17 protein-coding genes are annotated in these 22,579 nt (G+C 73.4%); 6 read left to right on the forward strand and 11 right to left on the reverse strand.

Annotated elements, in window-relative coordinates:
* Positions 1-1,160 precede the first annotated feature (1,160 nt).
* The 4 genes from T328_RS32840 to T328_RS32855 form a co-directional block, all read right to left on the reverse strand.
* On the reverse strand, positions 1,161-5,015 hold the full coding sequence (locus T328_RS32840; RefSeq protein WP_496499894.1) for a multifunctional oxoglutarate decarboxylase/oxoglutarate dehydrogenase thiamine pyrophosphate-binding subunit/dihydrolipoyllysine-residue succinyltransferase subunit: 3,855 nt from the start codon (positions 5,013-5,015) through the stop codon (positions 1,161-1,163).
* A gap of 331 nt (positions 5,016-5,346) precedes the next feature.
* Complete coding sequence (locus tag T328_RS32845) at positions 5,347-6,474, reverse strand: HAMP domain-containing sensor histidine kinase (RefSeq protein WP_496499895.1); 1,128 nt, start codon at positions 6,472-6,474, stop codon at positions 5,347-5,349.
* A complete protein-coding gene (locus T328_RS32850; protein ID WP_496499896.1) occupies positions 6,471-7,217 on the reverse strand; it encodes a response regulator transcription factor in 747 nt (248 codons plus the stop codon). Before T328_RS32850 ends, T328_RS32845 begins: the two co-directional genes overlap by 4 nt.
* Before the next feature lie 78 nt (positions 7,218-7,295).
* Positions 7,296-8,165, reverse strand: coding sequence for a spermidine synthase family protein (locus T328_RS32855; protein ID WP_496499897.1), 870 nt, complete (start codon positions 8,163-8,165; stop codon positions 7,296-7,298).
* A 107-nt stretch (positions 8,166-8,272) separates the two neighbouring features.
* Here T328_RS32855 and lon point away from each other — a divergent pair, with 107 nt between their 5' ends.
* The 3 genes from lon to T328_RS32870 all read left to right on the forward strand — a co-directional run bounded on the left by lon (position 8,273) and on the right by T328_RS32870 (position 12,598).
* Entirely contained in the window at positions 8,273-10,720 is a 2,448-nt protein-coding gene (lon, locus tag T328_RS32860; protein ID WP_496499898.1) for an endopeptidase La, read from the forward strand.
* A 181-nt stretch (positions 10,721-10,901) separates the two neighbouring features.
* Positions 10,902-11,567, forward strand: a complete 666-nt coding sequence (locus tag T328_RS32865) for a hypothetical protein (protein ID WP_496499899.1) — start codon at positions 10,902-10,904, stop codon at positions 11,565-11,567.
* Between the two features lie 47 nt (positions 11,568-11,614).
* On the forward strand, positions 11,615-12,598 hold the full coding sequence (locus tag T328_RS32870; protein ID WP_496499900.1) for a hypothetical protein: 984 nt from the start codon (positions 11,615-11,617) through the stop codon (positions 12,596-12,598).
* Positions 12,599-12,787: 189 nt separating this feature from the next.
* On the opposite strand, the gene T328_RS32875 is transcribed toward T328_RS32870, so the two are convergent.
* On the reverse strand, positions 12,788-13,663 hold the full coding sequence (locus T328_RS32875; RefSeq protein ID WP_496499901.1) for a lysozyme: 876 nt from the start codon (positions 13,661-13,663) through the stop codon (positions 12,788-12,790).
* A gap of 505 nt (positions 13,664-14,168) precedes the next feature.
* On the opposite strand from T328_RS32875, the gene T328_RS32880 reads away from it, so the two are divergent.
* Positions 14,169-14,594, forward strand: a complete 426-nt coding sequence (locus T328_RS32880; protein WP_496499902.1) for a MarR family winged helix-turn-helix transcriptional regulator — start codon at positions 14,169-14,171, stop codon at positions 14,592-14,594.
* Between the two features lie 113 nt (positions 14,595-14,707).
* Here the strand turns inward: T328_RS32880 and T328_RS32885 are convergent, their stop codons facing one another.
* Positions 14,708-15,475 (reverse strand): protein phosphatase 2C domain-containing protein, encoded by a 768-nt coding sequence (locus T328_RS32885; protein WP_496499903.1) that lies wholly within the window; start codon positions 15,473-15,475, stop codon positions 14,708-14,710.
* Between the two features lie 230 nt (positions 15,476-15,705).
* Between T328_RS32885 and T328_RS32890 the strand changes: the two genes are divergently transcribed.
* Positions 15,706-18,270 (forward strand): sensor histidine kinase, encoded by a 2,565-nt coding sequence (locus tag T328_RS32890; protein ID WP_496499904.1) that lies wholly within the window; start codon positions 15,706-15,708, stop codon positions 18,268-18,270.
* Positions 18,267-18,686 carry a roadblock/LC7 domain-containing protein gene (locus T328_RS32895; RefSeq protein ID WP_496499905.1) on the forward strand — a complete coding sequence of 140 codons (420 nt, stop codon included), beginning with the start codon at positions 18,267-18,269 and terminating at the stop codon, positions 18,684-18,686. Before T328_RS32890 ends, T328_RS32895 begins: the two co-directional genes overlap by 4 nt.
* A gap of 25 nt (positions 18,687-18,711) precedes the next feature.
* Here the strand turns inward: T328_RS32895 and T328_RS32900 are convergent, their stop codons facing one another.
* From T328_RS32900 to T328_RS32920, 5 genes are all read right to left on the reverse strand, one after another.
* A complete protein-coding gene (locus T328_RS32900; RefSeq protein WP_496499906.1) occupies positions 18,712-20,022 on the reverse strand; it encodes a C40 family peptidase in 1,311 nt (436 codons plus the stop codon).
* Positions 20,023-20,120: 98 nt separating this feature from the next.
* Positions 20,121-20,378, reverse strand: coding sequence for a DUF8847 domain-containing protein (locus tag T328_RS32905; RefSeq protein WP_496499907.1), 258 nt, complete (start codon positions 20,376-20,378; stop codon positions 20,121-20,123).
* Between the two features lie 5 nt (positions 20,379-20,383).
* Positions 20,384-21,148 carry a TetR/AcrR family transcriptional regulator gene (locus T328_RS32910; protein WP_496499908.1) on the reverse strand — a complete coding sequence of 255 codons (765 nt, stop codon included), beginning with the start codon at positions 21,146-21,148 and terminating at the stop codon, positions 20,384-20,386.
* Between the two features lie 162 nt (positions 21,149-21,310).
* Positions 21,311-22,240, reverse strand: a complete 930-nt coding sequence (locus T328_RS32915) for an AurF N-oxygenase family protein (protein WP_496499909.1) — start codon at positions 22,238-22,240, stop codon at positions 21,311-21,313.
* A gap of 125 nt (positions 22,241-22,365) precedes the next feature.
* Complete coding sequence (locus tag T328_RS32920; protein ID WP_496499955.1) at positions 22,366-22,530, reverse strand: hypothetical protein; 165 nt, start codon at positions 22,528-22,530, stop codon at positions 22,366-22,368.
* Positions 22,531-22,579: the final 49 nt, after the last annotated feature.

The following is a 22,579-nucleotide window of genomic DNA, read 5'->3' on the forward strand; positions in this document are numbered from 1 at the left end:
CTGCGGCTGGTAAGTGCGAGCAGCCGCCGCAGTCCCCTGCCAGTGGTGAGGATGCCGAAGCCCCCCGGCATACCCCTGGTGACCGTGCGCCGCGCCTTCTGGCTGCGGCTGGTCAGCGTGAGCGACCGCCGCAGTCTCCCGCTGGCCGTAGCCGGACGGACCGCCAGCGCCATCGGCCGCGGGGGCCGTCCGGGACTCCCGGGAGCCAAGCGGGATTCGTACTTGCGCGATCCGCCCCGTACGGTACCGGTGATCGTCAAGGGCCTTTCGTTCACCGTCGGTTAGCCCCTGGCGCGCCTCAGGATAGCTTTTTCCGGCTGCCCAATCTTGGAATGTTCTTTGAGGGACGGAGTCGGGCCGGCTTTCTGCGAACTGTCCTATTGATGTGTCGTGGGCGGCGGCGGCCTCGATATAATCCCGCAGATGCTGCTGAATCCGGGCGATTTTTTCTGGGTGGCTAGGCAATGTTTGTGCATCTCCTTAGCTTGTGTCTTTTGTAGGGTTTTGCCCTGTTTCGGCGTACCGGTGTTCCCAAGCGAACTGAGGCCGGGTATCTGCAGGAGCCATGACACCCTCCACCGTGTTCTGGGCCTGACGCCGGGAAACCGGCCTCTTGCTCCGGTACTACGTGCTGCCCCTCCTCCCGGTTCAACCGGGACCGCAGGCGCTGCGCGGCACGGCTACGGCGGCGCACGCGGCGGGCGGCCACGACCCGTCGTGAGCTTCCTCCTTCCCCCCTGCGGCCGGACGTCAGCACGGGCAGCACGCCGCGTGCGGTCCGTGCCGCACGCCGGCCCGTGGCCTGTCTCCAAGTCTCGATCCGGGTGAGGGCGACCCCGCCGGCTGCGCGCCGTCTGGCTCGCGCCACAGCGGCAGACCAACGCCGCCGACGCGAGCGGCTCCGCCACGATGTGCAGGGGCCCGGAAGCTCCGGAGCCGGGGAGAGCGGCAGGCGACCGGCCGCACGATGGCGCAATGCCCGCGTTCCTCGGTCACGGTCAAGACAGATGACGTGACCAACGCGCCCGTTCCGGCGGACGGGATCGAGGACCGGCCGGAACCTCCCGAAAACGATACGGCGCCGGGGCAGTCCACGGCACCGACGGCGGCCCCTTCTGCACGGGTACGGACCGGGACCCCGGCCCGTACCCGCGGGGAACTCAGAGGTTGAAGACCTCGGCGAGCAGCTGGGCGTGCTCCGCCTGATGGCGCTTGGCCGAGCCGACCGCCGGCGAGGACGACGACGGGCGCGAGACCCGGCGCAGCCGGTCGGCGTTCGGCACCGGCCCGGAGCCGATGATCAGGTCCAGGTGGTCGACCAGGTTGAGCGCGATGAACGGCCACGCGCCCTGGTTGGCCGGTTCCTCCTGGGCCCAGACGAACTTCTCGGCGCGGGAGTACTTCGCCAGCTTCTCCTGGATCTCCGCGCCCGGCAGCGGGTACAGCCGCTCCAGCCGCACGATCGCGGTGTCCTGGACGCCGCGCTTCTGTCGCTCGGCGTCGAGGTCGTAGTAGACCTTGCCGGAGCAGAAGACGACCTTGCGGACCGCGGCCGGGTCGACGGAGCCGTCGCCGATGACCGGCCGGAAGCCGCCCGTGGTGAACTCGTCCGTCCGCGACGCCGCCGCCTTCAGCCGCAGCATCGACTTCGGGGTGAAGACCACCAGCGGCTTGTGGTGCGGGTTGTGGACCTGCCAGCGCAGCAGGTGGAAGTAGTTCGACGGCAGCGTGGGCATCGCGACGGTCATGTTGTTCTGCGCGGAGAGCTGCATGAACCGCTCGATACGGGCCGAGGAGTGGTCCGGGCCCTGGCCCTCGTAGCCGTGCGGCAGCAGCAGCACGACGCCGGACGTCTGGCCCCACTTCTGCTCGGCCGAGGAGATGAACTCGTCGACGACGGTCTGCGCGCCGTTGACGAAGTCGCCGAACTGCGCCTCCCAGAGCACCAGGGAGTCCGGGCGGGCCAGCGAGTAGCCGTATTCGAAGCCCATCGCCGCGTACTCGCTGAGCAGCGAGTCGTAGACGTTGTAGCGGGCCTGGTCCGGGGCGAGGTAGTTCAGCGGGGTGTAGTCCTCGCCGGTCTTCTGGTCGACGAGCACCGCGTGCCGGTGGCCGAACGTGCCGCGCCGGGAGTCCTGGCCGGCGAGCCGGACCGGGGTGCCCTCCATCAGCAGCGAGCCGAACGCCAGCGTCTCGCCCATGCCCCAGTCGATCGTGTCCTCCTCGACCATCGTGACCCGGCGCTGCAGCTGCGGCAGCAGCCGCGGGTGCACCGAGACCTGGTCGGGCAGGCTGACCTGGGAGTCGGCGATCCGCTTGACGACCTCCTCGGAGATGGCCGTGTCCATGGCGACCGGGAAGCCGGGCAGCGCGTGCGGCGGCACCTCGGCCGGGGCGGGCGTCTCGGTGGCGTCCCGTACCTCGGTGAAGACCTTCTCCAGCTGGCCCTGGAAGTCCTGCAGCGCCTGCTCGGCCTCTTCCATGGTGATGTCGCCGCGGCCGATCAGCGACTCGGTGTAGAGCTTGCGCACCGAGCGCTTCTTGTCGATCAGCTCGACCATCTGGGGGTTGGTGAACTGCGGGTTGTCGCCCTCGTTGTGCCCGCGGCGGCGGTAGCAGATGAGGTCGATGACCACGTCCTTGTTGAACGCCTGGCGGTACTCGAAGGCCAGCCGGGCGACGCGCACGACGGCCTCGGGGTCGTCGCCGTTGACGTGGAAGATCGGCGCCTCGATCATGCGGGCCACGTCCGTGGCGTACATCGAGGAGCGTGCGGACTCCGGCGGGGCGGTGAAGCCGACCTGGTTGTTGATGACGACGTGCACGGTGCCGCCGCAGCGGTAGCCGCGCAGCTGCGACATGTTGAGCGTCTCGGCCACCACGCCCTGGCCGGCGAACGCGGCGTCGCCGTGCAGCGCGAGCGGCAGCACGGTGAAGTCCGTGCCGCCCTTGCCGATGATGTCCTGCTTGGCGCGGACCACGCCCTCCAGCACCGGGTCGACGGCCTCCAGGTGGGAGGGGTTGGCGGTGAGCGAGACCTTGATCTGCTCGCCGTCCAGTCCGGTGAAGGTGCCCTCCGTGCCCAGGTGGTACTTCACGTCGCCGGAGCCGTGCATCGACTTCGGGTCGAGGTTGCCCTCGAACTCGCGGAAGATCTGCGCGTACGACTTGCCGACGATGTTCGCCAGGACGTTGAGCCGGCCGCGGTGCGCCATGCCGATGACGACCTCGTCGAGGCGGGACTCGGCGGCGGCGTCGATGACCGCGTCCAGCAGCGGGATGACGGACTCGCCGCCCTCCAGCGAGAAGCGCTTCTGGCCGACGTACTTCGTCTGCAGGAACGTCTCGAACGCCTCCGCGGCGTTCAGCCGGCGCAGGATGCGCAGCTGCTCCTCGCGCTCCGGGGTGTCATGCGGGCGCTCCACCCGCTCCTGGATCCACTTGCGCTCCTTGGGATCCTGGATGTGCATGTACTCGATGCCGGTGGTGCGGCAGTACGAGTCGCGCAGCACGCCGAGGATGTCGCGGAGCTTCATCATCGACTTGCCGGAGAAGCCGCCGACCGCGAACTCCCGCTCCAGGTCCCAGAGCGTCAGGCCGTGCTCGGTGACGTCGAGGTCGGGGTGCTTGCGCTGCTTGTACTCCAGCGGGTCGGTGTCGGCCATCACGTGGCCGCGGACCCGGTAGGAGTGGATCAGGTCGAAGACCCGGGCGGCCTTGGTGACGTCGTCGTCGTGGCTGGCGTCGATGTCGCGGAGCCAGCGGACGGGCTCGTACGGGATGCGCAGGGACTTGAAGACCTCGTCGAAGAAGTCGTTCTCGCCCAGCAGCAGCTGGTGCATGATCCGCAGGAACTCGCCGGAGGCGGCGCCCTGGATGACGCGGTGGTCGTACGTCGACGTCAGCGTCATCACCTTGGAGACGCCCAGCTTGTTCAGGGTGTCCTGGGAGGTGCCCTGGAACTCGGCGGGGTAGTCCATCGCGCCGACGCCGAGGATCATGGACTGGCCGGGCATCAGCCGCGGCACGGAGTGGACGGTGCCGATGCCGCCGGGGTTGGTGAGCGAGCACGTCACACCGGTGAAGTCGTCCATGGTCAGCTTGTTGGACCGGGCGCGGCGGACGATGTCCTCGTACGCCTGCCAGAACTCGAAGAAGTTGAGCGTCTCGGCCTTCCTGATGGCCGCGACGACGAGCTGGCGGTCGCCGTTGGGCTTGACCAGGTCGATGGCCAGGCCGAGGTTGACGTGCTCGGGCTTGACCAGGGTGGGCTTGCCGTCCTTCTCCGCGAAGGAGTGGTTCATCGACGGCATCAGCTTCATCGCCTGGACCATCGCGTACCCGATGAGGTGCGTGAAGGAGACCTTCCCGCCGCGGGCGCGCTTCAGGTGGTTGTTGATGACGATGCGGTTGTCGAAGAGGAGCTTCACCGGGACCGCGCGGACGGAGGTGGCCGTCGGCAGCTCCAGCGAGGCGTTCATGTTCTTGGCGACGGCGGCGGCCGGGCCCCGCAGGGTGACCAGCTCGGGGCCGGCGGCCGGGGCGGCGGCGGGCTTCGCGGCCGGCCGGGCCGGCTTGGCCGCCGGCGGGGCGGGTGCGGCAGTCGCGGGCTTGGCCTGCGGCGGCGCCACGGGCCGGCCGTCGGCGACGGGCGTCGTCGGCGCGGGGGCCGTCGGGGCGGGGGCCTGCTGCGGCGGCGCTGCGGGGGCCGCCGGCGCGGGCTGCGCCTGGGCCGGCGCGGCGGACTGCGCGCCGTCCGGCGACGGGGGCGCGGCGGGGGCGGGGGGCGCCGCCTCGGTCGCTGCCCCCTGCTTCCCGGCGGCGACGCCGGGCTTGTAGTCGGCGAAGAAGTCCCACCAGGCCCGGTCCACGGAGTTCGGATCCTGTTGGTACTGCTGATAGATCTCGTCGACGAGCCACTCGTTGGGACCGAACGCCGCGGCAGGGTCCCGGCCCTGGCTCGGCTCTTCGGTACGGACGCTCGACGAGCTGCTCTTAGGGGACTGTGACGACACGGCGGCAACCGCCCTCTTCCGCTTCACAAGGTGATGGACAGCGGAAAACAAGGCTACGCCCACTGAGCTGGTACGTGCAGGCCGCACCCGCTCGGGGTCGCGCAAGTCACAATGCGAACGTGGTTTGGGTCCGGGATTTGGCGGGAAAAGGTGAAAGTTTGGCCGCGCCCGGCATGCCAAGACCACTGCGGTGGTGCCGCGTCCCGCCGTCGTACGGGGCCGTTCACCGGCCGCTCTGTGCCCGCTCTGGGCCCGCTCTGTGCCCGCTCTGTGCTCTGCCGTGTCCCCACGCTCCGACAAGGTGAAGTGTAGGTCAAGTCACGAACGAGCGTTAACCCGGAAGGGTGAGCCTGATCCGGCAGCCGCGGGGCGATTCGGCCACACCGATCCGGCCGCCGTGCAGATCCACCGCCCAGCGCGCGATGGCCAGCCCCAGCCCGGTGCCGCCGCCGTCCGCTCCGTGGCCGAGCACCCCGGTCTCCCGGCCGCGGTTGAAGCGCTCGAAGACCCGGTGCCGCTCGGCGGCGGGGATGCCGGGGCCCTCGTCGAGCACCTCCACCTCCAGCGCGTCGGGCTCCGTGCCGGAGCGGGCCCGCACGGTGACCCGGCCGCCGGGCGGGCTGTGCTTCACGGCGTTGTCGATGAGGTTCGCCATCACCTGGTGCAGGCGCTCGGCGTCGGCCCGTACGACCAGCTCGGGCGGCCAGACGTCCAGGTGCAGCCGGACGTCGCCGCGCCCCGCGGGGCCGGGGGCGTCGGCGCTCGCCTCCGGGGCGTCGGCCGCGCCGTGGGCGCCGCTGCCGAAGTGCGCCTCCTTCAGCACCCCCGCGAGGTACGGCTCCACCGAGAAGCGCCGCAGCCGCAGCGGCACCACCCCGCTGTCGATCCGCGACAGGTCGAGCAGCTGCTCCACCAGCCGGCCCAGCCGCTCGGTCTGGCGCAGCGCCGTGCGCATCGTGTCCGGGTCGGCCTCGGAGACGCCGTCCACCACGTTCTCCAGCACGGCGCGCAGGGCGGCGATCGGGGTGCGCAGCTCGTGCGAGACGTTGGCGACCAGCTCCTTGCGGTGCCGGTCGACGGACTGGAGGTCGGCCGCCATGCGGTTGAAGGTCTGCGCCAGCTCGCCGAACTCGTCGCGGCGGCGGGTGGCCAGCCGGGCGGTGTAGTCGCCGTGCGCCATGGCGCGGGTGACGGCCGTCATCTGCCCCAGCGGCGACGTCAGCCGCTGGCCCACGAACTGGGTGATCAGCAGCGCGGCGATGAGTGAGAAGACCGTGATCAGCCGGACCTCGGTGGAGGAGCGGATCGCCACCCACACCAGCCCGGTGGCGATCACCACCGAGCCGATGACGAGGGCGCCCAGCGCGGCGTTCACCGACCGCATCGGGTCCAGCGGGCGCAGCGCGTCCCACACCCGGCGCCAGAAGCCGGGCTCCGTGCCGCTGTCCGCGGTCGTCATGTGGCCGGGGTCTCCAGCGCGTATCCCACGCCGTGGACCGTACGGATCCGCTCCGCGCCTATCTTGCGGCGCAGCGCCTTGATGTGGCTGTCGACGGTCCGCGTCCCCGAGGCGTCCTCCCACTCCCAGACCTCCACCAGGAGCTGCTCCCGGGAGAGCACCGCCCGCGGCTGGTTCGCCAGACACGCCAGCAGCTCGAACTCCGTCGGCGTCAGGTGTACGTCGTCCCCGCCGACCCGTACCCGCCGCTCGGTGTGGTCGATCTCCAGCTCGCCCAGGCGCAGCGTGTCGTCCCGGACGGTGCCCGCCGCCAGCGTGGCGCGCTCCACGCGGCGCAGGAGCACGTGCACCCGCGCGGCCAGCTCGCGCATGGAGAAGGGCTTGGTCATGTAGTCGTCGGCGCCGACGCCGAGACCGACGAGCATGTCCGTCTCGTCGTCCCGCGCGGTGAGCATCAGCACCGGCACGAGCCGCTCGGCTTGGACCCGGCGGCACACCTCCAGCCCGTCGAAGCCGGGCAGCATCACGTCGAGCACGAGCAGGTCGGGCCCCCACTCCGCGGCGGTGGCCACCGCCGCCGGGCCGTCGCCGGCCGTGCGTATCTGGAAGCCTTCGGCGCGCAGCCGCGCCGATATGGCCTGGCCGATGGTCGGGTCGTCTTCGACGACCAGCACCCTGCGCTGGGCACCGGGCGTCACCGTGGCCGCGTGGTCAGCGCGGCCGTTCAGGTGTCTGTCTGCCATTGGTTCGTGGCCCTCGCGTCTCTTCCCCGTAGGCCCTCCGGTTCTGCTAGCAGCGTATGGGGAGGTGACGCGACTCGGCTATGGGGAACGGACAGCCCCGCGGTGCGTTGTGTGCGCGGCGTTCGGTGGACGGACGGCGAGGTGGACGGCGTCGGGGGCGCCGCGGCGTACCGGGATCTCCTCGGTGCGTACGCCGGTGAAGCCGGCGGCGCGGAGGGCGTCCTCGAACTCGGGGGAGGGGCGGGCCGACCAGACGGCGAGGACGCCGCCGGGGGTGAGGCGGTCGCGGCAGGCGGCGAGGCCGGCGGGGGCGTAGAGGCCCGCGTTGCCGTCGGTGACGGTCCAGTCGGGGCCGTTGTCGATGTCGAGGCAGATCGCGTCGTAGGAGTGGCGGTAGGAGTGGCGGTGGGGGTGGGGGGCGGTGGTGAGGTGGTCGAGGAGGTCGGCTTCGACGAGTTCGACGCGGGGGTCGGCGAGGGCGGGGCCGCTGAGGCGGGCGAGGGGTGCGGAGCGTACGGCGGCCCCGGGTGCGGGGGCGTCGGGTGAGGGGGCCCTGGCTGAGGGGGCGTCGGGTGCGGGGGCGTTGGGCTCGTCGGCCGCGGGCGGGGCGGGCTCGCGCCCGGCGGTCGCGGGGTCCGTATGCCACTCGATGACCGCCGGCTCGCGCTCGACCACCGTGATCCGCCCCCAGCGCGGGTCCGCCGCCGCCTCGGCGAGCGAGAAGCCCACCCCGAGCCCGCCGATCAGCACGGCCGGGGCCCGGCCGGCGCTCCGCACGGCCTCCGCCGCGGCCCGGATCAGCAGTCGCTCGGAGCGGCCGTCCGAGGTGTCCATGAGGAAGACGCCGTTCGCGATGATCTCGTGGTGCGCGCCGCGCCGCCGCAGCACGACCTCCCCGTACGGGCCGGACCTGCGGTCGACCGTCGTCGCGTCGTCGTCGCTGCTCATGGCCCTATCCTGCACGATCGCTCACAGCGAACAGACGGCCGGGAACATCACGACCCCCCTTCGGGTTGAGCCCCTGTAACTCAACTTGCATGCCGAAGGGGAGATCAATGGCTACTGAGTCCGGCTCGAACACGCCGCTGGCCCTGCCCGTACTGCCGCTCGATTCCGCCGACCAGGACGTCGTGCTCCCCGGCATGGTCGTGCCGCTCGACCTCTCGGACCGCGAGGTGCGGGCCGCGGTCGAGGCCGCACAGGCCGCGGCACGCGGCAGCGGACACAAACCCCGGGTGCTGCTCGTTCCACGGGTCGACGGCACGTACGTGGGCACGGGTGTCCTCGGCCGTGTCGAGCAGGTCGGCCGGCTGGCCGACGGCGACCCGGGCGCGCTGATCCGCGGCGTCGCCCGGATCCGCATCGGCGCCGGCACCACTGGCCCCGGGGCCGCGCTGTGGGTGGAGGGCACCGAGATCGAGGAGTCCGTCCCCGATCCGGTTCCCGGCGCCGTCGCGGAGCTGATGAAGGAGTACAAGGCGGTCGCGACCGACTGGCTGCGCAAGCGCGGCGCCTGGCAGGTCGTGGACCGCGTACAGCAGATCGACGACGTCGGCCAGCTCGCCGACAACGCCGGCTACTCGCCGTTCCTCACCGCCGAGCAGCGCGTGGAGCTGCTGGAGACCACGGACCCGGTGGCCCGGCTCAAGCTGGCCACGCAGTGGCTGAAGGACCACCTGGCCGAGCAGGACGTCGCCGAGTCCATCGCCAAGGACGTCCAGGAGGGCGTCGACAAGCAGCAGCGCGAGTTCCTGCTGCGGCGTCAGCTGGAGGCCGTGCGCAAGGAGCTGCGCGAGCTGAACGGCGAGCCCGACGGCGAGGAGTCCGACGACTACCGTACCCGGGTCGAGGCCGCCGACCTGCCCGAGAAGGTCCGCGAGGCGGCCCTGAAGGAGGTCGACAAGCTGGAGCGCAGCTCCGACGCCTCGCCCGAGGGCGGCTGGATAAGGACGTGGCTCGACACGGTCCTGGAGATGCCGTGGCACGAGCGCACGGAGGACGCGTACGACATCACCGGCGCCAGGGAGATCCTGGACGCCGACCACGCGGGCCTGGAGGACGTCAAGGAGCGCATCACCGAGTACCTGGCGGTGCGCAAGCGCCGCGCCGACCGGGGCCTGGGCCTCGTCGGCGGCCGGCGCGGCGGCGCCGTGCTCGCGCTCGTCGGCCCGCCCGGCGTCGGCAAGACGTCGCTGGGCGAGTCCGTGGCGCGGGCCATGGGCCGCAAGTTCGTCCGGGTCGCGCTGGGCGGCGTACGGGACGAGGCGGAGATCCGCGGCCACCGGCGTACGTACGTCGGCGCGCTGCCCGGCCGCGTCGTACGGGCCGTCAAGGAGGCCGGGTCGATGAACCCGGTCGTGCTGCTGGACGAGATCGACAAGGTCGGCTCCGACTTCCGCGGCGACCCGGCCGCGGCCCTGCTGGAGGTCCTGGACCCGGCGCAGAACCACACGTTCCGCGACCACTACCTGGAAGTCGAACTGGACCTGTCCGACGTGGTCTTCCTCGCCACCGCCAACGTCCTCGAAGCCATCCCCGAGGCGCTGCTGGACCGGATGGAACTGGTCCGTCTCGACGGCTACACCGAGGACGAGAAGGTCACCATCGCCCGCGACCACCTGCTGCCGCGGCAGCTGGAGCGCGCGGGTCTGGAGGCCGGCGAGGTCGCCGTCGAGGACGACGCGCTGCGGAAGCTGGCCGGCGAGTACACCCGCGAGGCGGGCGTACGGAACCTGGAGCGCGCCCTCGCCCGGCTGCTCCGCAAGATCGCGGCGCAGCACGAACTGGGCGAGGCGAAGCTGCCGTACACCGTCGGCGTAGACCGGCTCCGCCCGCTCATCGGCCGCCCGCACCACACCCCGGAGTCCGCCACCGACCCGGCCGAGCGCCGCACGGCGGTCCCCGGCGTGGCGACGGGCCTGGCGGTGACGGGCGCCGGCGGCGACGTGCTGTACATCGAAGCGTCGCTGGCCGACCCCGAGTCGGGCGCGTCCGGGCTGACCCTGACGGGGCAGCTGGGCGACGTGATGAAGGAGTCGGCGCACATCGCGCTCTCCTTCCTGCGCTCGCGCGGGGCGGAGCTGGAGCTGCCGGTGGGGGACCTCAAGGACCGGGGTATCCACCTGCACGTACCGGCGGGCGCGGTCCCGAAGGACGGCCCGAGCGCGGGCGTCACCATGACGACGGCGCTGGCGTCGCTGCTGAGCGGACGGCAGGTGCGGACGGACGTGGCGATGACCGGTGAGGTGTCGCTGACGGGCCGGGTGCTGCCGATCGGCGGCGTGAAGCAGAAGCTGCTGGCGGCGCACCGGGCGGGGGTCAGCACGGTGATCATCCCGAAGCGGAACGAGCCGGACCTGGACGACGTGCCGGCGGAGGTGCTGGAGAAGCTGGAGGTCCACCCGGTCTCCGACGTCCGCCACGTCCTGGACCTGGCCCTGACCCCGGCCGACGCCACCGCCCCGGCCGACCGCGACCGCCCGGAGATCCCGCTGGCGGCCTGACCCCCCGTCTCCCGTCCCGCTCGCCCGGCCCAGCCCGGCCACAGGCACGGCCCCTCCCGACCACCCACCCGGGAGGGGCCGTTCGGCGTGGGCGCGGCGCGCAGGGCCGAGGTGACGGAACTGTCCGAGCGGTTGGTAGCGTCCTGTCATTCGACGTCCCCGAATCGCCACAGGAGCCGACGTGGTCCGCCCCCTCCGTTCAGCCACCCTCGCGGCGGTCGCTGCCGCGGCCCTGCTGGTCTCCGCGTGCGGGGGCGACGACTCCGGGTCGTCGGACGACAAGATCGAGGGCGCGGCGAAGAGCAGCCCGGCGACGTCGCCGTCCGCGGCTGAGGGCGATGCGGACGCGCCGGAGATCAAGCTGCCGGCCAGCGTGGAACTGGTCTTCGAGGGCTGGGAGTCGGAGGACCCGGAGGAGCAGGCGGTCCTGGACTCCGGAGCGCAGCGGCAGCGGGCCACGTACGAGGCGATCACCCAGGACCCGCCCAACCCGGACTCCGAGTACATCGCGCTCTACAACATGAAGGGCACCGGTGCGTGGACGTCGCTGCAGGACTGGGTCGGCGAGTTCAAGGACGCCAACGCCACCGTGGAGGGCACGTTCCGCTTCTTCGCCCCGGAGGTGAAGGTCGCCGACGACGGCGCCACCGCCACGCTCCGGTTCTGCTCCGACGAGCGCGACGTGGACCAGAAGAGCCGTGAAACCGGCAAGGTCCTGACCCAGTCGGACCCGTACGAATTCGTCGAGTACCGCACGACGCTGCAGAAGGGCGACGAGGGCGCGTGGCTGACGGCCGACGTCACCAACCACCGGGACGTGTGCGATGCGGGAGGGCTGTCGCAGTGAGGATCCGCAGACTCGCCACTCTCGCAGCCGCCGCGACTCTCCTGCTTTTGCCGCTGACGCAGGACGCCCTCGCCCAGGACGGCATCGGCTTGGAAGGTGACTCGGATCCCGACGACGGCACCATCAGCGCCACCGCCACCCAGGTCGTCGTCGAGCAGACCGGGGGCGGGGGGCAGGGCGGGCAGCCCATCAGCGCCGTGGACACGAACTGGACGCCGCCCGCCTGCTGGCACGAGCCCGTCGCCACTCCGCGGGAGCTGGAGCAGGCGGTGGAGGCCATCGAGAACGGCAACCTCGTGCCCGTCAGCTCCAGCCTGAACTGGGGCACCGACCTCATGCTCGAGCACTACCGCGACGGCGGCGACGGAAATCCCGAGAACTACGCCCTGGACCAGCAGGGCGAAGGGATGTGGTGGCGCGCAGTGCGCAACCCCAACCGGGAGGACGACTTCGAGTCGCGCGAATGCGACCAGCAACTGATGTTCTGGGCTGACGACGAAACCGCTCCCGACGTGCCCACGGCCATCACCCCCGAGATGCTCGCCGAGTACGCCTACGACTCCGTCAAGGTGCCCGACACCGAGATCGAGATGCAGCCCGGCGACGACCGGCTGAAGGTGAACCTGCCCACCTGGATCTGGCAGGAGCCCGCGGCGTTCGACGAGGTTTCGGTCAGGGCTTCGCTGCCCGGCACCGACCTGTGGGCCGAGACCACCGCCACGCCCACGAGCCTGCGGCTCGACCCGGGAACGGACGACGCCGTCGTCCACCCGGAGGGCGGGGAGTGCGCGATCGACGACGACGGCAGCGTCGGCACGAAGTACAGCGGCGACGCCGAGGCGGTCCCGGCGTGCGGGATCACGTACCACCGCTCCAGCGAGGCGGCCGGCGGCTCGTTCGAGCTGAAGGCGTCGATCACCTGGGAGGTCGACTGGACCGGCTCGGGCAATACGGGCGGTGACCTGCCGGACGGCGTCTTCGAGACGACGTACGACGTGACCGTGCAGGAGATCCAGACCGTGGTGCGCTGATCGTAGGGCTTCCGACCCAGCTCACTCGTCGGTGAAGACGAAGGCGCGGCCACCCCGGCCGCCATGGTCGTCGATCTGCGGCAGGTCCTCGTTGATGCCGGTTGTCTGCCGGCCGGGGCGGAGTGACCGCCGGTCTCTCCGGAGGAGCAGCTCTGGAGAGACCGGCGGGGGTTGGGGGCTGACGGGGGGTCAGCCGTTGGCCAGGGCCTTGAGGCGGTCCAGGGCGCCGTTGAACTTGTTGTGGTCGCCCACCGTGGGGCCGGTCGAGGTGTACTGCCAGAAGGTGTAGAAGCCCCAGCCGGACGGAAGGGTGCCCGGCGAGGAGGCGTAGCGGGCGATCCAGAGCGGGTGGTTGTTCGCGTAGCCGCCGTAGTTGCCCGTGCACTGGGTCCACCAGTTGGTGGTCGTGTAGATCACCGCGTAGCGGCCGGTGCGCTCGCGGTAGCGGTTGAGGAAGGAGGTGATCCAGCTCCGCATCGAGGACTGGCTGAGGCCGTAGCACGTGGAGCCGTAGGGGTTGTACTCGATGTCGAGTACGCCCGGCAGCGTCTTGCCGTCGCGGGACCAGCCGCCGCCGTTGCTGGCGAAGTAGTCGGCCTGGGCGGCGCCGCTGGAGGAGTTGGGCAGCGCGAAGTGGTAGGCGCCGCGGATCATCCCGATGTTGTACGAGCCGTTGTACTGCTGGGCGAAGTACGGGTTCTTGTAGCTCGTGCCCTCGGTGGCCTTGACGTACGCGAAGCGGTTGCCGGCGTTCCAGAGGGTGGACCAGTTGACGTTGCCCTGGTGGCTGGAGACGTCGACGCCCTCGACGGTCGCGAGCGGCCCCGCGTCTTCGCCGCCGGCGCCGCCCGCGTCGCCGGTGCCTTCGTGGAGGCGTACGCCCGCGCCCATGTACGCCTCGCCGCGTTCGATGTCGCGCGGGTCCGGGTTGAGCCGGTCGCCGCCGGCCGCGGCGGCGGGGGTGGTGAGGCCGGCGACGAGGGCGAGCGAGGTGGCGGTGGTGGCGAGGGCGGCGGCGAGGGAGCGGCGCGCGGTGCGCGGGCGGATACGGACTCGGGATGACATGGGTTCCTCCGGGTGTGGGGGTTCCTCGGTGATGCCGGTGGTTCCGGTGTGCCGGTGGTTCCGGTGTGCCGGTGGTGCCGGTGGTGCCGGTGGTGCCGGTGGTGCCGGTGTTCCGGTGGTGCCGTGGTTCCGGTGTGCCGGTGGTGCCGGTGGGCAGAGGTGTGGAAATGCGGCGGTGCTGAGGTGCCGGGCGTGCGGTGGTGTCGGCTCGGGGTGCGGCGGGAGCGGCGGGGCGGCGGTGGCCCGTCCTCGTACGCCGGCCGGGCCCTGGGCCCGGTGCTTGGTGTGACCATGTCACTACGTGCTGCGCCGACCGTAAGCGCAGAGCGTGAGCGAGCGAAAGAGGGCCCGGCGGGTGCCTTTGGTCTACGCCTGCGAAATACTGGGGGAGCTGCGGCTTCTGCCGCTTCTGAAGAAATCTTTCAGCCCGCGGAAAGCCGGAAAGGCCCCTGACGTGCACAAGGCCGAAACTCCCGGAGGCAAGCAGGAAAACGAGGAGAATGGTGTGGACCACGTCTTCCTCGATCTGGAGCGGGAGCTGGCGGTCTTCTACCGCCGGGCCCGCGGCATCGCGGCGGAAATGGCCCGCCAGGTGGACCCCGGGCTCGAACCCGGCGCGTACGCGATGCTGGCCCAACTGGAGGCCGACGGGCGGCGCGCCAGCGAACTCGCCGACTACTTCAGCATTGGCAAGGCGACCGTGAGCCGGCAGCTGCACGCTCTCGAAGAGCTGGGCCTCGTCGACCGCGAGCCCGACCCCGCCGACGGCCGGGCGGTGCTCGTACGGCTGACGGAAGAGGGACGGCGGCGGCTGCTGCGCGTACGCGAGGCACGGCACGCCGAGTACGTGCAGAGGCTGGCCGGCTGGGACCGCGACGAGGTCGCCGAACTGGCGCGGCTGCTGGGGCGCTTCAACGAGCTGGGGCGGTAGGGAGACCCGCGACCGGTCCCCCGTGCCCCGGCCGCGTCACCGCGTCACCGCGTCACCGCGTGACCCGTTCCCCGTCCCGGCCCCGGCGGCCGTCACGGGCTCCGGGCTGCCGGCTACAGCTCAACCAGCACCGCCGACGCGTCGTCGTGCACCTTCCCCCTGCGGTACCGGCTGCGGTCCGCGTCCGCGGCCTCCGCCGCCCGTACCTCGTCCACCACCCCCTGCGGGCCCGCCTTCCGCAGCCGGCCCAGCAGCGCCGCCCAGTCGCCGAGGCCGAACACCTCCGTCCAGCGCGTCACCCCGTCCGTCAGCGCCGCCAGCGCCGCCACCTCCGTACGCGGCACGCTGCCGACGACCGCACGGGCGGCGACCTCCGGGTCGGCGGCGGCGGTGAAGAAGCCGCCCTCGCGGTTGCGCATCTCCTCCGCCGGCCGGTCCCGCGGCAGCCGCGACAGCCGCAGGTCGAGCACCGGCCGCACCGCGCCGTCCGGACCCTCCAGCAGCAGCGCGGCGTCGCAGAGCACCAGGTGCTCCACCGTCTCGCCGTCCCAGCGCGCCGCCGCCACCGTGGCCTGCGGCGTGCGCCGGTGGGTCAGGTCGCAGGCCGGGCCGTGGGCCGCGGCGGTGCGGCGGACGGCGTCCGCCAGGCAGTCCGCGAGCGGGGCCGCGCGGGCGCCGGCCAGCTCCAGGAACGCGCCGCCGAGCCGCGCCACGAACCACGGCACCCCGTGGACGCAGCCGGTGTCCCCGTCCCGCGGCGGCGTCACGCCGTCCAGCACCACCAGCGCCCCGCCGGCGCCGGAGGCGGGGAGGGCCACGGCGGCGTAGTCCTCGTTCGGGGCGGGGGGAGCGGCGGGGTCGGTGGCCAGTTCGATGCGCATGATCCCAGTCTGCCCGTACGGGCCGTCCGCCCCCGACGCCGCGGGGGCGGCCCGGCGGCCCGCCGGCAAACAATCCTCACTCTTTCGGGTGAGCGCCGGGGCAAAGTCCGCATGCGCGGGACCCCTGCTGCGAAGGTCAACCAGCGAGACCGAGGCGCTATCGGACTCGATCGGAAACAGTCCGAAATGCAGGGACATGGCGACTCGGGCAAAGAGCTGAGGGAGGGCGATTGCGGACCCCCGTGGAGCCGTATCGGCAGGAGGGCAGGGGCGCCCGGCGGCACGGTGCGCGCACCGCGGCGCGTACGCCGTCGCACAAGCCGTTGTGTACGTCGCCGCGCGCCAGGGCCGCGTACCTCGTCGTCGGCGCCGCGGTGCTCGCGGCGGGCGCGCCCGGCCTGGCCGGCGCGGTCCGCGGCGTCCGCGCCCCGGATCCGGACCCGGAGCGGCGGGCGCAGGCGGCGAGCACGCTGCAACTGCACGGCGCGCTGCTGGCGTTGTGCGCGCTGCTGGCCGTGGGCGTCGTCGTCTACGCCGCCCGCGGCGGACGCGGCGCGGAAGGAGCGGGCGCGGAGGGCGCGGGCGCGGACGGCGGCGGCGCGGAGGGCGGCGGCGCGGGACGTACCAAGGCCGCGGCGGGCGCCGAGGCCGAACTCGCCGCCGTACGCGCGGAGCTGGCCGCGGCCAGGGAGCGCCACGTCGTCGAGCGCGACTCGCTGCTGCGCGAACGGGCGGCGCTCGCCGAGCGCATCGGCGGGCTGCAGGCCGGCGTGCAGGGGACGTTCGTCGGGCTGTCGCGCCGCACCCTGGGCCTGGTCGAGCGCCAGCTGTCGTTCATCGACGAGCTGGAGGCGCACGAGCAGGAGCCCGGCACGCTGGAGACCCTGTTCCGGCTCGACCACCTCGCGGCCTGCATGCGCCGGCACAGCGAGAACCAGCTCGTGCTCGCCGGCGCCGACCACCGCGGCACGCGGCGCGCGGACGTCCCGCTGATCGACGTGCTGCGCGCGGCGGTCGGCGAGATCGAGTCGTACCAGCGGGTGGTGCTCTCCCCGGACCTCCCGCAGCTGCACGTCACGGGCTTCGCCTCCGCCGACGCGAGCCACCTGCTCGCCGAACTGCTGGAGAACGCCATGACCTGCTCCCCGCCGGAATCCGACGTGCTGCTCACCGGGCGGCTACTGGGGACGGGCGACCTGCTGCTGATCGTACGGGACGAGGGCATCGGCATCAGCCCGCCGGGGCGGCTCGACGACCTCAACGCCCGGCTCGCCGACGCCGACCCGGGGCCGGCGCCGGGGGAGTCGCTGGGGCTGGGGCTGTACGTGGTCGCGCGGCTGGCGGCGCGGCACGGGGTGGGCGTGGAGCTGCGGCGCCGGGAGCGCGGGCTGGACGCGGAGGTGCGGCTGCCGGCGCGGCTGTTGGCGGACGCGGCGGGGGGCGGGGGCGGGGGAAGTGCGGGTGGCGCCGTGGGGGACGGGGCTGCGGCTGCGGCGGAGGGTGCGGGAGAAGGTGCCGGGTCGGTGGGTCGCGGCGGTGCGGTCGGGACGGCGGCGGGCGCGCCGGCCGGGGACGGCGGTACGGGGTACGCCGCGCCGTACCGCGGGGTGGCCGGAGCGGACGGCGGCCGGCCGGGCGGCAACGCCGGCGGGTGGCCGGGCGGCGGGTCGGGCGGCGGGTCGGGCGGCGGGTCGGGCGGCGGGTCGGGCGGAGGAGAGCCGGGTGCGCGCCCGGGTGCGGCCTCCGAAGGAGTACGGGACGGCGGCGGCGAGGGCGCGCACGGCCTGGCACTCGCGCCGGACGGCGACACCGGGGATGCCGCGCGTGGCATGGCACCTGTACGGGACGGCGGGCACGAAGGCGCGCATGAGGGCGCACCGGTACGGGACGACGACGGCGGCGCGGACGGGCGTGGCGCGTTGGCCGTACGGCTCGGGCCGCAGCGCTCAGCGCCGCCCGACGACGGCGGTGCACCGACGCTGGCGCAGCCGTACGCGGCGGCCCGGCCCGTGGCGACCCCGGGGACCGGGGGGTGGGTGCGCGCCGAGGCCGGGATGCTGCCGCGGCGGAAGCCCGGCGGGACGATGTCCGGCGGTGCGGCCCCGACCGGCGGCACGGCGGCGCGGCACGCTACGGCGGTGGGCGGCGGGGAGCCGTCGTGGGGCGCGGCGGAGCGCGGAGCGGCGAGGGGCCATGCGGCGCCCGGCGATGCGGCGCACGGCCGTACGCCGCCCGGCGATGCGGTGTCCGGCGATGCGGTATCCGGCCGTGCGGCGGCCGGTCCTGCCGAGCACGGTGCGTTGGCGCTCGGAGGTCCGGGGTCCGGCTCCGCCGCGTCCGGCCATGCGGTGCTCGGCGACCAGGCGGCCGGCGACGCGGCACCCGGCCACCCCGTGTCCGGCCACCCCGCGCCAGGCCACCCGGCGATCGGCGACCGGGCGGCCGGCGACCCGGCGCCCCGCCTACCGACACCCGCCCCTGCCGCGCCCGGCCGCGCGCCCATCAGCGATGTGCCGACCGGCACTTCGCCCGCCGTCCGCGGCGCTGGGCGGCGCGGCGCGCAGTCCTCCGGCAGCACCCCCGCCGCCGGCGCCCGGACCATGACCGCCGTGCCACCCGCGCCCTCCGGGTCTGCGGTGTCCGCCGTCCCCGCCATGCGCGCGCAGCCGTCGCGGCGGGCCGTCGACGCCCGCGAGGTGCGGCGGCTGCTCGGCGGGCTGCAGCAGGGCTCCCGGGACGGGCGGCGCGCCGCCGCCGCGGAGGCCGCGACGTGGGAACCGGGAGCGAGCACGTGAACAGCACAGAGGACAACCGGGCCACCATCAGCGGCCTGCGGTGGATGCTCGACAACTTCACCGCGGAGGTGCCCGGCGTACGGTCCGTGGTCGTCGTCTCCGTCGACGGGCTCCCCCTGCTCGCCGCCCCGCCGCAGTCCGCCGCGGACGGCGAGCAGTTGGCGACCGTGGTCTCCGGTATCGGTGGCCTCACCAACGGGGCCGCGGACGTCATGGACGGCGGCGGGGTGAAGCAGACCATGGTGGCGATGGAGGACGGCTGCCTGGTGGTGATGCAGGCGGGCGACGGCTCGTTGCTCGGCGTGCTGACCGAGCCGGACTGCGACCTGAGCGTCGCCGCCTACCACATGGAGCTGTTCGTCGGGCGCGTCGGCCACGCCCTCACCTCGGGGCTGCGCGGCGAGCTGACCGGCTGAGCGGGGGAGGGCGGGACGGAGGGGCTCAGCCGGGGCGTACGGCGCCGCGCAGGGGGCGGATGGTGACGGGTACGGCCCGTACCCGCTGGCCCGTGCGCGGCGCCTCCACCACCCGGCCGCTCCCCAGGTACAGCGCCACGTGCGAGGCGTCCCGGTGGTACACCACGACGTCCCCCGGCCGCATCTCGGCCGGCGGCACCCGGCGCAGCTCCCGCCACTGGCCCCGCGCCGTACGCGGAATGCGGACGCCCGCCCGCCGCCAGGCGCGCTGCGTGAGCCCGGAGGAGTCGAAGGCGCGGGGTCCGCCGGCGCCCGCGCGGTACGGCTTGCCGACCTGGTCGAGGGCGTGCGAGACGGCCCGTTGCCCGGCGGGGGATGGCTCCCGTTCGGTGGTGCCCCACGCGCCCGGCCGCCGGGCCCGTTCCGTACCGCCGGAAGACTCCCGGCCCTTCCCGCCCGACTTGCCGTCCGACGTGCCGCCCACCGACTCCGCACCCCGCGCCCCGCCCCCCGGCTCGCGCCCGCCCGGCCGGCCGTCGTCCGGGGCACCCGCACCGCCCGGCCCCATCAGCTCCCGCCGCTGGGCCTCCGCCCCCCGCACCTCCAGCCGGTCCAGCGCCGCCGACTGCCCCGGCGTCAGCTCCGCCAGCGCGTCCGCCACCTCCGCCAGCCGGTCGTCCACCCGGTCCCGGCGCCGCTTGCGCTCGCCGGCCAGCTCCCGCTGCCGCGCCAGCGCCTCCCGCGAGGAGCCCGTCAGCGCGTCGAGCCGCTTGGCGCCGGCCTCCAGCCGGGTCACGACGGCGGCCTGGTTGCCGACGGCGCGGCTGATGATCTGCTTCTGGTCGAGCGCGGTCTCGGTGTCGCGCGCGACGAGCAACTGGAGGTACGGGGCGAGTCCGGGACCCCGGTACTGGGCGCGCGCGATCAGCGCCGCCCGGCGGCGTGCGGTGGCCAGGTCGGCGCGGGTGCCGGCCAGGTCGCCGGCCAGCTCGGCGGTCTCGGCGCGCAGGTCCTTCAGGTCCTCCGCGGTGGCGTGGTACGCCTCGGTGGCGCGCTCGGCCTGCCCGTGGAGGGTCTGCATCCGGGTGAGCAGCTCGCCGAGCGGGGCGCCGGCGGGCGCGTCGGCGGGGTCGTCCGCGCCGTCCGCGCCCTCGACCGCGTTCGCGTTCGCGTCCGCGTCGCCCGGCTCACCGGCCTCTCCCACCTCGCCCGCCTCGGCGGCGTCCGGCCCCTCCGGGCCGTCCGGCACCGGGACCGCCTCGGCGGGCAGGGTCAGCACGGCGGCGAGGAGCACGGCGGAGGCGGCGGAGAGCGCGGAGCGGAGGGTGCGCGACATGTACGGAAGGCTGCCACCGCGATCGCCGCATTCCCCGTATAACCCTCAAAGCTGGGCGAAACCGAGTAATATCATCACCCGAGAGGATTGACGCCCCGTCAGCGCGACCACGGCCACTTGCGCCGCTCCGGCACGCCTTCCGGGTCGTACGTGTACACCCACCCCCGCGGCAGCTTCAGCCGCGGGCTGAGGTCGGCCGGCTCCAGCCGGTAGACGTACACCGCCGGCGGGCCGCCCGCGGGGTCCGGCACCGGCACCTCGTACACCTTCGGCGGCCGGCCCGTCGCGCCGACGTGCACGGCCAGCGTGCGGCCGTCCAGCGGGCCGCCGACGAAGGCGGTGTCCTCGGTGCGCACGGCGGTCAGCCCTCGCCGAGCAGATGACCGGCGTCGGGCAGGAACTGCGCGACGCGGCGGACGAGGTCGCCCGCCGGGCCGTCCGCGGTCTCCAGCTCCAGCGCCCTGCGCAGCACCCGGCCGCACTCCTCGTCGCCCGCGGCGGTGGCGACCAGCAGCGCGACGAAGTGGTCGACGAGCCAGCCGCGCAGCTCGGGCAGCGGCGGTCGCTTGCCCTCGTCGAGCCATATCAGCGACGCGCCCTCGACCGCGGTGATCCACGTGCGGATCATCATCAGCAGCCGGTGGCCCGGCTCGGGCACGCCGATGTGCAGCAGGATCTGCTCGGCGGCGGAGCGGCGGACCTCGTCCACGATGGCGGTGGTGCGGCTGGTCTGGACGACGCTCCCGCCCTGCAGCAGCGCCTTGAAGCCGGCGTCGTGCTCGTCGACGAACCCGAGGTAGCTGTCCAGGGCGCGGGTGAGGCGCCGGGTGAGGGGGCCGTGCTGGGGCTGGCGGAAGCACAGTTCCAGCTCGTCGGCCGCGCTGCGCAGGGCGGCCTCGTAGAGCTGCTGCTTGCCGCCCGGGAAGTAGCGGTAGACCAACGGGCGGGAGACCTCCGCGGCGGCGGCGACGTCGTCGAGCGAGACGTCCTCCGGGGCCCGGTGGGCGAAGAGGCCGAGGGCGGCCTCGATCAGCTGGCTGCGGCGCTGGGAGACGCTCAGCCTGCGGTACGCGACCGCCGGCTGGGGCGCGGCGGGCCGGGCTCCCCGGTCGGACGCGGTGCTCATGTCCGGCAGCGTAGCTGCCCGGGCGGGGCTCCGGCGGCCCTGCCCCGGGTGGGGGCCGTACGGGCCCTGTACGAGCCCCGTACGGCCTGCTCGTCCTGCTCGTCCTGCTCGATCCGTTCCATCCGCTCCGTCGAGCAGTCCTCTCCGACTTCGTACGCCCGCTCAGGCCAGCAGCCCCGAGCTTCGCCACAGCCGCCGTCCGACACCGCGCAGCACGCCGACGTCGTCGAGGAAGTCCGTCAGCCGCTTCGCCCCCGTCTGCATCACCTCGCGCCGGTGCGGGCTGGCCTTCACCTGCGCGACGGCCGCCGCGCGGTCGAGGCCCGCGTCCGCGTACACCTGCGGGTTGACGAAGGAGACGGAGAAGACCCGGGCGGCCTCACCGGAGGTGAGCCGGGTGACGTTCCGTTCCCAGCGCGGCGCGGTGAGCATCTGCCGGCGCAGCTCCTCGCGCGCGTACCGCACGTGCCGCGCCTCCTCCACGACGTGGATCCGGGTCACGCCGCGCACCAGTGTCTGGACCCGCTCGTCGGGGAAGACCAGCCGCTGCATCCAGTCGAGGATCTCCTCGCCGAGCAGGGTCGCGGTGAAGGAACCGGGGGTGGTGGAGACGGTCTTGAGGACGCGGGCGAGGTTGTGGTGGAAGCGGGAGACCGGGTACGGCTCGGCGCCGCCCTTGGTGATCATCCGCGCGAACATCATCGAGTGCCGGCACTCGTCGGCTATCTCGGTGAGTGCGTAGCGCACGTGGTTGCTCGTGACCGGCTTGTCGTAGATGTGCCGGACGAGCAGCTGCATGAGGATGATCTCGAACCAGATGCCCAGCGAGGCCAGCGACGCCGCCTCCAGCCGGGCCAGCTCCATCCGCTGCTCCTCCGGCATCCGCCGCCACATCGGGGTGTCGTAGAGGGAGACCAGCTCGGGCGGCCAGAACCACTTGCCCTCTTCGATCGGGGCGTCCCAGTCCAGCTCCTTGTCCGGGTCGAAGGAGTGCTTCTCCGACGCGGCGAGGAGCCGTTCCGCCACCTTCTCGCGGTCCTTGAGCGGGCCGAGGGCGTCCGTCAGCGCGAGGTGCCCCGTCGTCGTGGTCATCGCGTCTCCTGGGAGAGTTGCCGGCGGTCACCTCTTATGAGACTGCTTGTCAGCAAGCCTCGTCAATGCCCCGGACGCGTTCGGCCGACGCGTGGGTAACGTGAGCAACTGCGGGGCGACGGGCGTCACTCGACGGTGACGATGCACGTGATCTGGCCGTTGGAGCGCTCGGCCTGCTCCTCGCACTTCTCGCGGTTGGCGTCGCTGCTGGAGGCCAGGAGCCAGACCACGGCGCCGCCGACGAGCAGGAATATGAAGCCGATGACGATGCCGACCAGGATGTCCTTCACGCGGGACATCGTAGGAGCGCGCCCGGGGAGCGGTCCCGGTTCCCGTACG

It is taken from the genome of Streptomyces sp. CNX435 (assembly GCF_059570575.1).